The sequence below is a fragment of the Microcoleus sp. ARI1-B5 genome, assembly GCF_036705795.1.
GTDB lineage: Bacteria > Cyanobacteriota > Cyanobacteriia > Cyanobacteriales > Microcoleaceae > Microcoleus.
Genome location: NZ_JAUBVK010000031.1, coordinates 67910 through 84098, shown reverse-complemented (window position 1 = coordinate 84098; position 16189 = coordinate 67910). Strand labels below are relative to the sequence as shown.

Below are 16189 nucleotides of genomic sequence, written 5' to 3'. Positions count from 1 at the left end.
CCATTCTTCCAGAGGGGGTACAGGGCTATGTCCTTGATTTTATCAAGCTTTTGACGGGGTTGTCACCCCGTCAACTCGCAGCCTTTAATATCCTTCATTCAACTGTTTGTCGGCAAATCATGAGTTAAGATTGGCACAATTACTGTCTTTAATAGCAACTGGGAATTTGACTTTTCCCGAAAATACGGCGTGCAAATTTTCAGGGATAATCGCTACTGGATATTGCTTGTTCAAACCGGGAATTAGCGGCGGATAATGCTCTGGGTCGAACAATTTCATCCCTTCAATTTGCTCGTCAGTCAATTCTAAACCCGCCCGATCGCGCGCCGTCTGTTTCAGCGCCCAGCGCACCATGGCAAAGGTAACAGGCTTGCTGATACTGCCCATACGCATGGGGGTATCTGCGGGTACGATCGCGCTCAGAGGAGTCTGCATATCGTCACCGCAAGCCGGATTTGAGTTATTGGTCGATCGGCCTTTCATGCGCCCCAAACCCCAAACACCCACGGGCTTACCTTTGACAGAAACACCGAGTACAGCCGCACCGACGCAGCGGTGGCGCATGAATTCCGTTAGGGATTGCAAAATCGGCGGAAGCTGCGCGTCACCGCTACCGCTAACGGGGATGCTTTCTTCCGCTAAAGCTGTGCTGCTGTTGGACTCGAAAACCTTTCCCAAGCCTCCTAAGAGGCTAGCTGCAATTAAGATCAAAGTTGTGCAGAAAAGTCTGTTAATTTTTTGTTTTTGGCTCGCAATTTTAATCATAAAAAACTCCTGTTTAAAAATGGAGGGCGGGTCACTGAAATCCGCCCTTTAGCCGCGAAAATTAAGACTATTGAGGGATGGGAGGCGCGGACAAGAATACTTGATTCGGGTTAACATTAGTTAAGTTTGTCTCTAACACAACACCAATCAAATTGTCCTTGTAGAAGATACCGGTATCTTGAACTTTGTTGTTGCTCCAATCGCCAGCTTTGAGGGAATAGCCGTCTGCTAGATTGCCTTTAATTTGGATTTTATCAGTACCTAACGTAAAATCCGTAATCGTAGCATAGCCAGTGCCGAGATAGTAAACATTATCAACATTGCCGAGTACAAATGTGTCCGCACCCGCGCCGCCCGCGAGAGAATCGGATTCGCTGCCGCCGCCGATACCGTTACCGGCACCCCAAAAATTAGCACCGTCAAGGTAATCGTTACCGTCGCCGCCGATTAGATAATCTTTGCCGCTTCCTCCGAATAGATAATCGTTGTGAAGGCCGCCAGACAGTGTATCTTTGCCACCACCTCCATACAACAAATCCTCGCCAGCTTCGCCGTTTAATTTATCATTACCCGCGCCGCCATCTAGCCGATCGCCCCCGAAGCCGCCGTAGAGGATGTCATCTCCGCCGCGACCTGACAAGATATCATTGCCTTTATAGCCGTAGATTGTATCATTTGAAATCTGAATTTGACCTTGACCGTTGATTGTCCAATCCTCTCCCACTAGGGATTTGTGGAATTGACCGTTGCCGTTGACAGTATTGTTGTCGTCGTAGTCAGTGCCTTTGATAAGTAAGGACATTTTTGTTGCTCCTTGTGGTTTTCCAATTAGTGCAAGGGTGAGAACGACTCAGCTAACTTGCTTGATGTATTTAGTTTCTCCTCTGGTAAAGCAAGCGACAATGGGAATAAAATCAGGTGTTTAAATGAGTGAAAAATGGTGTTTTGCAAGTATCAATGGGAATAAATCAGGGAGTAAAATATCAGAATTGGGAAAAATCAGGTTGCATTGGTGTCAAAAAAAAGCGTTAAACCCGCCGTCCGGCAGTCCGACAGTCCGGCAGTCCGGCAGGGGTTTAAACCCCTGCCTCAAAGCGAAAGTCCTCGCTATGAGGACTGAAGAATCATTAGTCCTCTTCAGAGGACTTCAGCTATTAGCCAGGGGTTTAAACCCCAGGCGGTCTTTTGGGTATTGAGAGATTAAAAAAGTGGAATGAATGAGTTAGCTGAGTTCAAGTCTGTAAAATTGATTTGAGCAACAGATAGGTTATTGAGAGTAGCTAAAATTTGACCTGTTGCAGTCAAGCGGATGAAGGTATCGCTGTTGGCTTGAGTAATTGACAGTTGAGAGGAAGTCAAACCTTTACTAAGGGCGATCGCATCTTTTCCCGGTTCAAAATCTAAAATGATATCCATGCCTGAATCTGCCCAAAGCAGAAAACGATCGCTCCCACTTCCTCCAATTAAAACATCATCTCCCAAATCGCCGCTTAAAAAGTCATCTCCCGCTCCCCCAAATAGGGAATCTTTGTCTTTTCCTCCCAAAATCGTATCATTACCTTCACAGCCATCAAGTAAGTCGTTATTTTCATCACCTCGCAAGTAATCGTTGCCGCCGCCACCACAGGCAGTATCGTCACCTAAATTTCCCAACAGAGTATCGTTGCCTTCACTGCCTAAAATTAAATCTCGATTCTTACCTCCCAATAGGAAATCGTTTCCTTTTCCCCCATCCAGCGAATCTTCTCCCAGATTTCCCAATAATGTATCTGTTCCTTCATTGCCAATTATAATGTCTTGATTATTGCTGCCACACAGCCAATCATCTTCCGTTCCGCCTGATATCGAGTCGTTTTCTACAGGATTGGGTTGGTTGAGATTCGGAAGGGAGAGAGAATTACACGGGCAATCTTCAGTCGGAATTTCTGTCGGAATTGGCGTTGGTGTGGGAATTTCTGTCGGAATTTCGATCCGAGTTGGAGTGGGTGTGGGAATTTCGCTCGGAGTTGGAGTAGGTGTGGGAATTTCTGTCGGAATTTCTGTCGGAGTTGGCGTGGGAATTGGTGTTGCTGTCGGAGTTGGTGTCGAAATTGGCGTTGGTGTCGGAATTTCTGTCGGAATTTCGGTGGGAATTGGAATTGGTGTGGGAATTGGTGTTGGAGTTGGCGTTTCTATTGGAATTGGTGTTGGAGTTGGTGTGGGAGTTGGCGTTGGCGTTTCTATTGGAATTGGTGTGGGAGTTGGCGTTGGCGTTTCTGTCGGAGTTGGTGTCGGAATTGGTGTCGGAATTGGAGTTGGTGTCGGAATTGGTGTTGGAGTTGGCGTTGGCGTTTCTATTGGAGTTGGTGTGGGAATTGGAGTTGGAGTTGGCGTTGGCGTTTCTGTCGGAATTGGTGTGGGAATTGGTGTGGGAGTTGGCGTTGGCGTTTCTATTGGAATTGGTGTGGGAGTTGGCGTTGGCGTTTCTGTCGGAATTGGTGTGGGAATTGGTGTGGGAGTTGGCGTTGGCGTTTCTATTGGAGTTGGTGTCGGAATTGGTGTCGGAATTGGTGTCGGAGTTGGCGTCGGAGTGGGATTAGAGTCATCATCTGCGATCGTCAAAACTGCATTGTTGTATCGATCGCCCACCGTAGCATTTCCCGTAGGATTAGTCAGAGATAAATTAACCGTTTCGTCAGCTTCGTCGATCGCGTCATCTGCGATCGGAATAGTCACAATTTTTGGTGTCGTATCGCCAGCGGCAAAGTTAAGTGCGATCGGCGTATTGGTGTAGTCAGCAGCAACAGCAGTACCATCGGCTAACGCCAGCGTTGCGCCAACTGCACCTTTGTTACCAGCAATGCGATCGACAGTAATTGCTGCACCTACAACTGTACCGTTTTCATTCACCGTGTAAGCCGGATTGCTAAATTGCAGTAAGCCGGGGGAAGGTTGAGAAAATTCGGAAGTTTCGTTAGTTGTTAAGTTAGTTGCAGTAGTAACGATCGCGCCTGTTGCAGTTAACGGTGGCGATGTAAAATTAGCAATGCCAGCAGCATCAGTCGTGACATTAACAAAGTTGAGATAAGTTTGTCCTTCGCCGTTACCGCTGGGATCTAAAACAGTATTGTCAAAAAATTCGACGCGGAAAGTCGTACTGGGAATGCTGTTGAGAGTGCCGCTAATAGTAATGTTGCCGTTGCTAGCAGTTGCGGAGTTTAAAACAGGAAAATTTTGCAAGCCGTTTCCGCCTGTATCCCCGTCTCCCAAGTCGTTTGGGGTAACGCCGTCGCTAGCTAGGGGATCGGCATCGTTATCGAGATCGATGCCTAAAGTGCTGTTGGAAAAGATGGAATTGCCTAAAATTGCTAAGCCGTTGCCACCAGTCACTTGAATGCCGCTGCTACCGCTAAAGGCGATCGTATTTCCTTCCCCTGCTGCGGTGCCGCCGATGCGGTTATTCACACCAGTTTTTTCAGCTATGACGTTGCTGTACAAAGTATTGGGTAAAGGAGTGCTGCCGTCAGCTTGCGTGCCGATATAGTTGCCGATAACGCGGTTGTTAGTGACCTCGTTGCCAAGTAATAAGACGCCCATTTGATTGCCGGAAATGACATTGCGTTCTTGCGGTGTCGTGCCGCCGATGATGTTGCTTTCGCCAACACCGATAAAGACGCCGATCGGATTTCCCAAAGCGGCAGTACCGCTGATATTTGTGCCGATATAGTTGCCGACAACTCGGTTTGTCGCAGGTACACCGCCTGAAGGTTCGCCTAAAACTGCGGACCCAAATGCAAAAAAAATACCCGCAGTCTGACTGCCAGAAATGATATTGCGTTCTTGAGGCGTCGTTCCGCCGATAATATTGTTAGAAGCGCTGCCAATAGAGATGCCATAGGTACTGTTTCCTAGCGCTACAGTACCAGTAACATCAGTGCCGATGAGGTTGCCGACAACTCGATTTTGATTGGCAGTTGGGCCGTTAATCGAAATTCCGCTACCGATGCCCACATTGCCAGAAATCAGGTTGTCCTGAATCAAGTTTTCAGGCGCATTGCGGATGCTGATGCCAGCGTTGTTGCCGATCGCAACAGTACCCGTAATATCAGTGCCAATACGGTTGCGGATTACTTGGTTGTTGCGCGCAGCGATGCCGGAAATCTGGATGCCAAGCCCGCTATTAAAATTGTCGTTGCCAGAGATTAAGTTGTTCTCGATCCGATTATCTGGAACGCGATCGATCCAGATCCCCCTGAGGTTGCCCCGCTTGACCGTACCCGAAAGATCGGTGCCGATGTGGTTGCTGACGATCTCGTTGCTGCCATTGCTTTGCAAGCGGATGGCTGCCAACTCAAATTTGTTGATGGCTAAACCTCGCACGATACTGTTTCCAGCAGTGATATCAAGTCCGACAATGGAAATTCCCGGGCCGCTGATTTCCACCAGTGGCAAACCGTTATAGCCCGCGCCGCCTTGACTCAAACCGTCGATAATAACTCGATCGGAAATTTGCGGCAGTGCGGATAGAGGCTGAATTAATTGCTGAGAACCGATCGCCCCGATATTAAAGGCGATCGTATCGCGATCGGCACCAGTACCGATCGTGCCGTTAATTTGCGCTTGTTCTGTAGCTGTCAAAGCAGCAAAATTAAGAGTGCCATTAGCAACCAGAATTGCCTCTCTGAGAGTGAGGACGGCATTTCTAAGATTGGAGTCATCTGTGCTATTAACGGTAATTGTAGCAGCCATAATTTTTATCCTTCTACCCTGGTGTTTGCTAGATTTGGCTTTCGTGAGTGCGATCCAATAGGTGCAAGCAAGGCTTGCGGGCGATCGGGCGATCGACTTACTTCATGTAAACCAGCTTATTTTCCAAGCACAAAACCAGCCAGGGGAATAAAATCAGGTATTTCAACCAGGATTGACAGTACAAACTCAACTTAAATCAGTTAAAATAGGGAAAAGTCAGGGTGACTTTTCCATCCAGGAACAATATATTTCTCGTAAAAGTCTGCATATCTACGTATATACGTACTACCCGGCCAAGGCAATGAACTCAGAATTAGAATTATCTTGGAACCAGACCAAAGAATCTGCCGATCGCATTTTTGCTCAAAACACCGGCAAATATCTCAGCGACATCGAAATGAAAGTCCTTCAAGGTTCTTGGGAAGGCAAAAGTTACGATGAAATCGCCAAAACTTACGGCTACAGCGCTGAATACCTCAACAAAGATGTCGGTAACAAATTGTGGCACAAACTTTCAGAAGCTTTGGGAGAAAGAATTACCAAGAAAAATTTCAAAGAAGCTCTGAGGAGATCTTATGAAGCAAAACCAAATCAATCTCTGCCCGCAAATCCGCCCTTAGCAACATCACCGACGGCGGCAAATTTGCAGTTCCCCGAAGGTTCAGTAGCATTAGATTCACCTTTTTATATAGAGCGTTCCAACATCGACTCTCTCTGCGGCGAAACCGTTGTCAAACCCGGTTCTCTGATTCGGATTAAAGCACCGGAGATGATGGGCAAAACTTCACTGATGACCCGGATTTTAGATCGGGCCGTCCAGGAAAATTATCACGCAGTTTATTTAGATTTGAGCGCCGCCGACCGAGGGATTTTAACAAATCTTGATAAATTTCTGCGCTGGTTGTGCTTGATGGTAAGCCGGCAGTTAAAGTTAGAAAACAAGTTAAACGAGTATTGGGATACCGATATTTTGGGCAGCAACGATAACTGTACGGTATACTTTGAAGAGTATTTGCTGGCCCAAACAGCAACTCCTCTAGTGTTGGGATTGGATGAAGTCGATCGCCTATTTCCCTACACAGAAGTAGTTGAAGACTTTCTGGGGATGCTGCGAAGCTGGCACGAAAAAGCCAAGATTTCCGATATTTGGCAAAAACTGCGGTTGGTAATGGCGCATTCTACCGAAGTTTACATTCCTTTGGACATGAATCAATCTCCCTTTAATGCGGGGGTTCCCGTTGAGTTGCTGGAGTTTGACAACCACCAAATTTACGATTTAGCTCGTTTGCACGGCTTGGATTGGGATGAGGGGCAGTTGCGAGAGTTGATAAGTGCGATCGGCGGACACCCTTATTTAGTAAGATTGGCAATGTATGAGATTAGCTGTGGAAAAATCTCATTAACTCAGCTATTAGAAAATGCGGCATCAGAATCAGGAATTTACAGCAGTCATTTACGCAAGCATTTGGAAATCCTGCAACAAAATTCCGAATTAGCTTTGGCTTTGAAAAAAGTTGTTAATTCGGCAGAACCAGTTGAATTAGATTCAATGCAAATTTACAAATTGCACAGCATGGGAATTGTGCGGCGGCAAAACAATTATGTCATGCCGCGTTGCAATTTGTACCGCGAGTATTTCTGCCGCGTTTTAGCTTGAAAAGAAGTGAAAAAGAAGTGATTGCAACAACGTATCTACTCGTTACCAGGCTCTGCCTGGTAACGCAGATCCGGAGGCTCTGCCTCCAATTTTCATGAAAACTTTTCGAGACAAAAGCGAGGCAGAGCCTCTGGACATCGGTTCCCAGGCAGAACCTAGGAACCAGTTAACAATACCCGCCAATAATTCACAATCTCAAAAACCCGCCCCGGCCTGGATATTATGGTCGATCGATCGAACCCGATCTCAGTATCCCGTCAACTAAGATTTTGATAGTTTGCGATACGTAAAAGTACCTTGGACACCTCCTAAGAATAAGATGAGAAAAAACCATGATATAACTCCTGGAAATATTTTTAGTCCGATGACAATCCAAGCTTTACTTAAGAGAAAATAAACCAGCATAATTACAGCAGCAACTCGGCTTTTTTTATAAATACCAAATGACAGACCAAAAACCAGACAAACATCTATAAGTGCAGATGCGTCTATCAAGCCAGTAAAGCCGTATCCTGCTAAGGATAAAAATACCAATATCAGAGTCCAAGTACCGGATACTATTCCTGCTTGCCACGCCCATTTAATTTTAGCTTTGGCTTCCTTTAACAAATAAGTAGTGGTATTTCGTTCATGTAACCGATTCACAAGTGGGTTACTTGTACCCGCATATTCGGAAACCAACTGTTCAAAATGAGACATATCGTTGAGCAATAATGGCAACCATAAATCTTGCGATACTTTGGTTGTCGATATCAAGATAAACTTTAATCCTGATGTCAAAAATCCACTATAAAACCTTGCACCACGAATGGTTGACCATTCTACAAAATGAAGCTTACCCCAAAAAGTAGTACATTTTATGCCCCGAGAATTGACAGATACCCTATAGTAAAAAACCAACCCAGTAGTAATAGCTAAATTGAGTATTGCCACAACAAATATGGAATAAATTCCCATCCCTTGATTCCAAATACCGGGTACAAACAAGGATGCAATCCAAGTAAAAGGTGCAACACCTAGAAAAAGGATACATGATAACAAGAGAGAGAATCTAAAGTAAGTAGTTTGCGAGTGCATTTTGCGATCTCCTGGATAATTTACAGTTGAGATAACTTAACCAAATAACAGTTGAATTTTCGCGATCGCTCTTCCAGTCTCTGCCTCACCTGCAAAGGGTAAATTCGAGGCATAGCCTCGGGCTCTGCGTTACCAAGCTCCAGCCTGGTAACGAGTAAACGAATAAAAACTCTTCAGTCCTCTTTGAGAGGACTTTCGCTTTGAGGCAGGGGTTTAAACCCCTGCCGGACGGGTGCATCCCAATGAGTGCAGGGGCGAAGCATTCCGGCAGATAATTTATTAGTTATAAGCAGAGACTTACTGCCGGAATGCTTCGCCCCTACGGATATATTTGCAAAAATGGGATGCTCCCTGCCGGACTGCGGTCAGGAACTTAATTACTGATATCATCAATGGTGTTAACCTGCACCCAATTCACCCGCGAAGCACCATACAGAACGAAATTATTCAACATCCCATAGGCATCACGGCAGTTGTAACCTTTTTCTTTAGTATTGATTTTATCAGCTTCCACGCATTTTCTATCTGCCCACTGGTTAACAGCAACGAAGATATCAACACCATCTGGAAGAGAAGTTTGGTAAGTTTGTAATTTCTCTTTGTCAAAGACATCCAGGATGCCTCCTTGCTGATCTCGTGGCGGTAATTTCCGATTTTTAGGATTATTACTACCCCCTAGATGAATTGCCCAAGCATAAGCGCCGTCATAGGCTCCCGTGTGTCCAGTATATCGAGTCCACGTATTATTGCGCTTTTCACCGATATAGGGGTTAGAATCATAACCTCCTACCCAATATTCCGACATAAACTTCAGAAAAGCTTTTGGTTCTACGGCGAGAGAACCCGTACCAGGACTTATTATCCCTGAGCCAGCATAAGCAAACGGCACTTGCTGCAAATTCCACGACCAATTAATAGTGCCAGCTTTTTTGTCTCTCCAGCTAGTAAAATCACAGAATTGTCCTGTCCATACGCAGTGAGGGCGCTTTACATCCCATTTAGTTCCATAGTAATTTTTGCCATTCCAATGACGTTTTTTCGGTTCGCGATCGCCCGGAAAATTTTGTATCCCTGGTGTAATAAATACCCCTTCTGTAGCTGTAGTCGTTACGCCTAGATCAGTTTGGAAAAATACCTGCAAAGCCGAACCTTTGTGACTTTCTGGCTTACCTAATAAATCCGCTCCGTATCTGCCAGATGCCATTAGTTCTTTCAAAATAATGGTAGGAAAAGCTGGGCTAGTATTGGAATAGCTATACTTTCCTAGAGGATACCGCAGACAGCGCCCTGCCAACACCATCATACTTTCTGATAGCGTGACTTCAGGAATGAAGTAGCCATTTTTGTCGGAATTTAAGCCGAGTTTGGTTTTTGCTGAATTGATAGTTTGGCTTCCCCACTGTTGGCTGATTAGATTTTCTTGATTTTGGAAATCTGCTTTTGTTGTCAGTTTGCGAATAATAGGAAAATTTGGAACTATATCGTTTTCGAGATTTGGGGCGCTTCTTTGAAGTCCAGTCCGATGGGATAAAAAATGACCGAGAGTGACCGACTGCCATTGCTTATCTGCATACCCTGATGTTAAATCGGCACAGAGTTTTTCTTTGTCCTTGTTGCCGCCATACTTAAAGTTGTCTTTTATGGCTGCGGAGTATTTGACTTTTCCCGAAAAGACTTCATACACATCTTTAGGAATTATTGCGACGGGGTAAGGTTTATTTGTACCGGGAATTAGGGGCGGATAGTGTTGCGGGTCAAATAATTTTAACCCTTCAATTTGCTCGTCTGTTAATTCTAGACCCGCTTGATCTTTGGCGACTTTTTTCAACGCCCAACGTACCATTGCAAAAGTTACGGGTTTAGAAATACTACCAATTCGCATCGGCGTATTTGGCGGTACGACAGGGGCGAGAGGGGCATTCATATCGTCGCCGCAGGCGGCATCCCAGTTATTTGTAGGTCTGCCATTCATGCGACCCAAACCCCAAACGCCTACAGGTTTCCCTTTGACAGAAACACCCAGTACAGCCGCCCCAACGCAACGATGACGCATAAACTCGGTGAGGGATTGTAAAATTGGTTCAAGTTGGGGGTCGCCAGAACCTGTGATGGGGATATTATTTACTTCTTTCAAATCAGAAGTCTCTGTCAAGGCGGGTGCTAAGGGTAGCAAGGAAGTGGTTGCAATTAGGCTAGCCGCAATTAAGGAACTAACGGATAATTGATGTTTGTGCATGACATTTGATCCTTGATAGTGTTGAGCCCACGCTCACCTTCCGGTGAGACGTGGGGCTTCTCGCGAGTTAAGCTAAATCTTTTTCAAAGTGAGCTTCGTCGATGTCTTACCAACCTGTTCGCAAGAAAGGTTGGTATTGTTTGGAAGTTTGCATTTGAAAAACCAACTAGGTTTTTTGTTTTTTTGCTTGAATTCCAAAGTTACATTATTAGCACCTACAGAGGCAACTACTGCACCACTTTCAAAAGAAGTATTATTTTCCCCGCCGATAAAGTTCCATGTTCCTTGCTGGTTTGTTCCTTGTTTGATAACCATTTCAACAGAGGTTAAGGCATCATCACCTTGAGAATAAAGATTCCCTTTCCATTTGCCGACAATCGAAGATGGGGAAGTAATTACTTCATTAATTTGAAGGTGATTAACCGGCTGTGATGTTAAGGGGTTGGCCAAAACTTGAGAAGTCTTACCTAAAATTGCCATAGCGGAGGAAAAAGATACCGCCATCAAGGTGGCAAGGACGATGGATTTTACAGGCCGTACAACTGAGAGGCTTTGGTTTTGAATGTTGTTATCCATGATGATTCTCCAAGTAATGTTGTTGGGTAATAAAATTAGGTATTAGAGCGGATTAGATGCGGAGATGAACACCTGATTTGGGTTGAGTTTGGTAAGATTTTTGTCTTGCACAACACCAATCAAATCACCCTTGTAGAAGATTCCCGTGTCTTGGGCTTTGCTACCTTCCCAGTTGCCAAGCCCAAGCGAGTAACCGTCTTTGAGGAGGCCTTTGATTTGGATTTGATCGGTTTGAGCTAAACTAAAGTCCGTTATTGTGGCGTAGCCATTTCCGAGGTGGTAAACGCTATTTACGTCACCCAACACGAAGGTGTCCTTTCCAATGCCACCTGTGAGGATGTCGAATTCATTTTGCCCAAAGCCGTAACCAGTAAGTTGATCGTTACCACTCCCGCCGAAGAGACTATCGTTGCCCGTACCGCCAAGTAAAGCATCGTCTAAAGTACCGCCAGCTAGATAATCGTTGCCAGAGCGGCCAACTAGATAATCGTAGCCAACGCCGCCATATAAAGTGTCATTACCAGCGCCACCATCGAGAACGTCGTTGTTAAACCCACCATCTAAATAGTCATTACCAGCGCCACCATACAGCTCATCGCTACCAGTGCCACCGTACAAGTTGTCGTTGTTATTGCCGCCGTACAAGTTGTCGTTGCCAGTGCCACCGTACAAGTTGTCGTTGCCAGTGCCACCGTACAAGTTGTCGCTGCCAGTCTCGCCGTGCAGGTTGTCGTTGCCACTGCCACCGTACAAGCTGTCGTTGTTAGTGACGTTGTTGCCAGTGTTGCTGCCATCACCGCCGTAGATGTTATCGTTACCGCTGTCGCCGTATAAGCGATCGCTCCCTTCACGACCGTAAATGATATCATTGCCTTCCAGGCCGTGGATTACATCATTGCCAAGCGTTAATACTGGCCCGTTCAGACTTTGCTGCCATTCCGAATCGGTTCCCACTAATGATTTGTGCAACTTACCATCGCCGTTGACAGTATTGTTGTCATTGAATTTGGTGCCGTTGATATTAGCCATTTCAGTTGCTCCTTTGTATTTCAAACTAATTGGTTTATTTAGGAAGTAATGGTTATTATTTATATTTTTTTGCTGCCCTTTTCGCTTCCTGTTATCAGTTTCTTGCTAAAACTATTGAACGGCAATGGTGATAAAATCAGGTATTATAGGAACTGATAAATAACTTCAGGCTTTGAATTTATCGGGAAAAATCAGGTGCATCCTGACAAAGCATCATAAAAATCAGGACTCAGGCATCAGGCCAAAGAAACCGGATTTTTACCTAATCTGTCGGCTGCGACGAAGGATTATCGTAAAAAACCCGGTTTCTGACTGCCGGTTAGTAAGTCCTAAAAATCCGAAAAAGTCAGGTTTTTTGGTAAATATCTACATAGTCAGGTTGGCGATCGTACAATCAAGTCTAGATTTTGGTGCGGGCTTCCAATGCGAGAGTATCCAACAGATAGCGTCAAGAAAAGACTCGCGCGATCGCCCCCAGTTCTCTGTAGACTGAAAGAGCGATCGCCCTGTCTCGATCTAAATAAAATTCATCTGGCTACAGAAACCGGGTTTCTCAAACCTGCACTTAATTACTCCAAGCTTTGTCAAACGCATCGATTAAAATTTGATTGGCTGATGGAGAATGACCGCGAGAATTAATCAATAAAGATGCCTGCACTCCATTTGGAAATGTAACAACACCACCGTTCATCCCATTTCTCAAATCTGGTTCTCCTTCTTTCGGTTTAGAACCGTAAAAAAGCAAACCACCATGAAAGTAATAAGTGCCATGTTTTCCCGCCAATGGAGGTTGCCATCCAAGGGGTCTGCAATTTGCACCCGGACAGTTATTTTTATCAAACATTAAATCGCGGGTGTTTTGATTCAGGATATCGTTAGAAAAGCGCGCATAGGCTAAAAATCTTCCCAAATCGATTGCCGATAAATACCATCCGCCTCCACCAGCACTCAGCGTCCAATCCCCTGCCAGAGCTCCCGCTCGATTCGGCTGTTGGATACTCCCAACTGTGTGATACAATCGGGTGGGAATTTGTGGTAGCGCATCGTCGATATTGGTTGTTTGATGGTATAGTTCAGCATTTTTGATTCCTGCTTTCGCGAATACCTCAACTTTGACAAAATCTTTGTATATTCTTGACATTTGTCGATCGAACTCTTCGGGATTAGTTTTGTACAGGTTGCTGTAGTAGCCCTTATTTTGACTGCTCAAAACCATGTAGGGCAAAATAATGCGGAAAATCGCGATATTGGCGTTGATGTATTTGTACTCTGTTTTGGGTCGAGTTACACCTTTGGCAATCCATTCTTTGAGCGCATCAAGAGAGGTTCCCCCGCCGTTATCGTTCATACCGCTGTATTGTGATAGCAGTTCTTTGAAGGTGAGATATTTTACACCTGGCCCTAATTTCCAAGCAGTAGGAAGAAAAGGTTCGATTTTAGAATTAATCGTGAGATTTGGATAGCTGGGTGCTTGTTTCTCTTGAATGATTCTCAGCACAGCCGTAGCAGTAATTGGTTTAGTGATACTGGCAATATTCATGCGCTTGATTGGGTTTTGTGGGATTCCCTTGGGATCGGGGAAAATTCCACTATTATTGGGGATATCTCGTCTGAGAATGGCATAGCCACCTGCACCGCTTTTTTTGAGTTGTCCGTTGAGTACAATGGCGTATGAGTAACCTATTGATTGGTTATCGAGGGTTTGCTTGATGTTTTGCTCGAATCGATTGATGTCAAATCCTGGGGCGGTAATAACATCGGTGGCAGTTGTTTGGGATCGATCGCTGGTGAGAATTGCTTGTGAATCGGCTTTGACTAATTGGCTCGTAATTAGAAATCCACCTAATGCTAGGGTAGAAAGGATTAATAATTTAGGAAAAAGTTTCATGATTTTTGACTCGTGGGTTAAGGGTTAAATTATTCGTTTTGTCCTGAAATAAATGTCGATCGAACCGCAGAGACGCAGAGGAAGCAAAGAGAAGAGGAAGGCAAAGGTAGGTAATTTTGGTAGGGAGAAAATGTAGGTTGAGTCAGAAAACCTAACCGATATTTCTCGAACTGCAAACTCTATTGGGCAATTAATTAGCCAGGAATGGGAACGATAGGGGCAGAAACCAAGTTTGTTTGGTTAAGCTCGACGTTTTGCACAACAGCAATCAAATCATTTTTGTAGAAGATATTAGTATTGTTGCCAAACTTCACCAGCGAGTAATCCTGCGTACTCCCAGCAACCTGGATTTTATCGCCTTGTAATGAGTTAAAGTCTGTAATTGTGGCGTGGCCATTTTCTAGGTAGTAACCGATGGTGGAGTAACCGAGTACGAATGTGTCCCCTTGAGTGCCACCAGTGAGAATGTCGAATTCCGTGCCGTTGCCGTAACCATTAAGGTAATCTTTACCGATTCCGCCGTATAGAATGTCATTGCCAGTGTCGCCATAGAGATTGTCATCACCCCAGCCGCCTACGAGACTGTCATTATTGGCTGCACCAAATAGATAATCATTTCCCCACCCGCCGATGAGAGTGTCATTTCCGGCTTCACCATAGAGATTGTCATTACCACCTGCACCATCAATATAGTCTTTACCACCTTCACCATTGATATGGTTGCCAACGGCATTACCTGTGATGGTGTTGTTGAGGGCATTGCCGTAGCCTTCATATGCGTTGCCGATCAGCTTCAGGTTCTCCTGATTCTGGCCTAGCCTGTAGCCCAGCGGAAAGGTGACGGAAGAGATAACGGTGTCGATGCCTTGATTAAAGTTCTCGGTAACTTTGTCATTCTGGCTATCGACAACGTAGGTATCATTGTCTGCGCCGCCAAACATATCGTCGCTACCGGTGCCACCATCCAGATAGTCGCTGCCACCAAGACCAGACAATATGTCATTTCCTGCTTTGCCAAAGATTGAGTCAGCTTGATTAGTTCCAACTAGCTTTGGTTTGTCGATACCGTTGTCATTGAAAGAAGTGCCGTTAATAATCATTTCACTTACTCCTTGTTGTTCAAAATTAGGACGTAGAGATTGAGCGACCTGTGCGATCGCTAGTACATTGCTTTGAATCGTTGAAACTTGATTTATTCCCTATTCTCCGGATCTATCTTCGAGGCAGAGCCTCTGGATATCGGTTCCCAGGCTCTGCCTGGGAACCAGTTACCCTAGAGATAGAATTAGACGAATGACAGGGTTACATCCGCAGCCATTGTGTCTGCAACTACGGCAATCATGTCATCTTTATAAAAGATTTTTGTGTCTTGAATCAACTTATTGCCATAACCGTCCCCCGACACAAATTCGTAATCTTGCTTTTTGCCCACCAGCAAAATTGCATCTCCGTCTGCTTTCTTAAAGTCCTGAATAATTGCATAGGAGTGCTCGCCTAAGCCATCTAAGTAAGGCATTTTAAACTCCGGGCCTTTCTCGAAAATTGCGAATGTATCGGCTCCAAAACCGCCAATAAGGGTGTCAATTTCGTCAGGGTAGCCCCCCGGCCCACCATTTTTATTACCATTAAGGTAATCATTGCCACTGCCACCTTCGAGCAAGTCATAACCACCGTTGCCATACAGCACGTCATTGTTAGTGCCGCCAGTCAAATAATCGTCACCATCCAACCCATCTATCGTGTCTTTGCCAGCACCGCCATAGATCGCATCATTGTCATAGCCACCATTTACCCGATCGTTGCCACCTAAAGCAGAAATGTGGTTCGGCTGATTTAAATACTTTCCATTTAGGAAATCATTGCCTTGAGTACCCCACTGAATTTCTGACTTAGGTTCATTGGCAAACTTATCAATTGTGCCGATAAAACTGTTAACGGCTTCAATCAGTTCAGGAGTTCCCAAAGCATCAATGATGTCAACAATGCCAGCGGTAGCAACCGGGCCAACACTGTCAATAGTGCGAACAATTTCGACAGGATTTAGGGTGCGAGTAGCTTCATTTTCGCCAACATTTCTGTCGCGGTCAATTAGATCGACAGTTTCAGAATCATGTTGTTCCCGAGGAACATCGGTAAAGTCTTCAATGAAACGCGGTTTATTGGGATTGGGGTCGCCATCGGGGTCGGGCTGAGGAACATCGGTAAAGTCTTCAATGAAACGCGGTTTATTGGG

The 16189-nt window shown here is 45.2% G+C and carries 11 protein-coding genes; 1 reads left to right on the top strand and 10 read right to left on the bottom strand.

Going from position 1 to position 16189, the window contains the following annotated elements:
• Window positions 1–117 precede the first annotated feature (117 nt).
• From QUB63_RS29245 to QUB63_RS29235, 3 genes are all read right to left on the bottom strand, one after another.
• The gene (locus tag QUB63_RS29245) at window positions 118–765 is read right to left on the bottom strand and encodes a hypothetical protein (RefSeq protein WP_332948881.1); all 648 of its coding nucleotides are present in this window, start codon (window positions 763–765) and stop codon (window positions 118–120) included.
• 67 nt (window positions 766–832) lie between these two features.
• Window positions 833–1567 carry a calcium-binding protein gene (locus QUB63_RS29240; protein WP_332948880.1) on the bottom strand — a complete coding sequence of 245 codons (735 nt, stop codon included), beginning with the start codon at window positions 1565–1567 and terminating at the stop codon, window positions 833–835.
• Window positions 1568–1965: 398 nt separating this feature from the next.
• The gene (locus tag QUB63_RS29235) at window positions 1966–5493 is read right to left on the bottom strand and encodes a Calx-beta domain-containing protein (protein ID WP_332948879.1); all 3528 of its coding nucleotides are present in this window, start codon (window positions 5491–5493) and stop codon (window positions 1966–1968) included.
• Window positions 5494–5794: 301 nt separating this feature from the next.
• Here QUB63_RS29235 and QUB63_RS29230 point away from each other — a divergent pair, with 301 nt between their 5' ends.
• On the top strand, window positions 5795–7150 hold the full coding sequence (locus QUB63_RS29230) for an AAA-like domain-containing protein (protein WP_332948878.1): 1356 nt from the start codon (window positions 5795–5797) through the stop codon (window positions 7148–7150).
• A gap of 261 nt (window positions 7151–7411) precedes the next feature.
• Here QUB63_RS29230 and QUB63_RS29225 read toward each other — a convergent pair whose 3' ends face one another.
• From QUB63_RS29225 to QUB63_RS29195, 7 genes are all read right to left on the bottom strand, one after another.
• A complete protein-coding gene (locus QUB63_RS29225) occupies window positions 7412–8227 on the bottom strand; it encodes a hypothetical protein (RefSeq protein ID WP_332948877.1) in 816 nt (271 codons plus the stop codon).
• Between the two features lie 373 nt (window positions 8228–8600).
• A complete protein-coding gene (locus QUB63_RS29220) occupies window positions 8601–10463 on the bottom strand; it encodes a hypothetical protein (RefSeq protein ID WP_332948876.1) in 1863 nt (620 codons plus the stop codon).
• A 72-nt stretch (window positions 10464–10535) separates the two neighbouring features.
• Window positions 10536–11039 carry a hypothetical protein gene (locus tag QUB63_RS29215; RefSeq protein WP_332948875.1) on the bottom strand — a complete coding sequence of 168 codons (504 nt, stop codon included), beginning with the start codon at window positions 11037–11039 and terminating at the stop codon, window positions 10536–10538.
• A gap of 42 nt (window positions 11040–11081) precedes the next feature.
• Window positions 11082–12068: a calcium-binding protein gene (locus QUB63_RS29210; protein WP_332948874.1), complete on the bottom strand. Its 987-nt coding sequence runs from the start codon at window positions 12066–12068 to the stop codon at window positions 11082–11084.
• Window positions 12069–12633: 565 nt separating this feature from the next.
• A complete protein-coding gene (locus QUB63_RS29205) occupies window positions 12634–13956 on the bottom strand; it encodes a serine hydrolase domain-containing protein (protein WP_332948873.1) in 1323 nt (440 codons plus the stop codon).
• A 194-nt stretch (window positions 13957–14150) separates the two neighbouring features.
• Window positions 14151–15056, bottom strand: coding sequence for a calcium-binding protein (locus tag QUB63_RS29200; RefSeq protein ID WP_332948872.1), 906 nt, complete (start codon window positions 15054–15056; stop codon window positions 14151–14153).
• A gap of 185 nt (window positions 15057–15241) precedes the next feature.
• The coding region (locus tag QUB63_RS29195; RefSeq protein ID WP_332948871.1) for a calcium-binding protein at window positions 15242–16189 on the bottom strand (948 nt) is incomplete at its 5' end.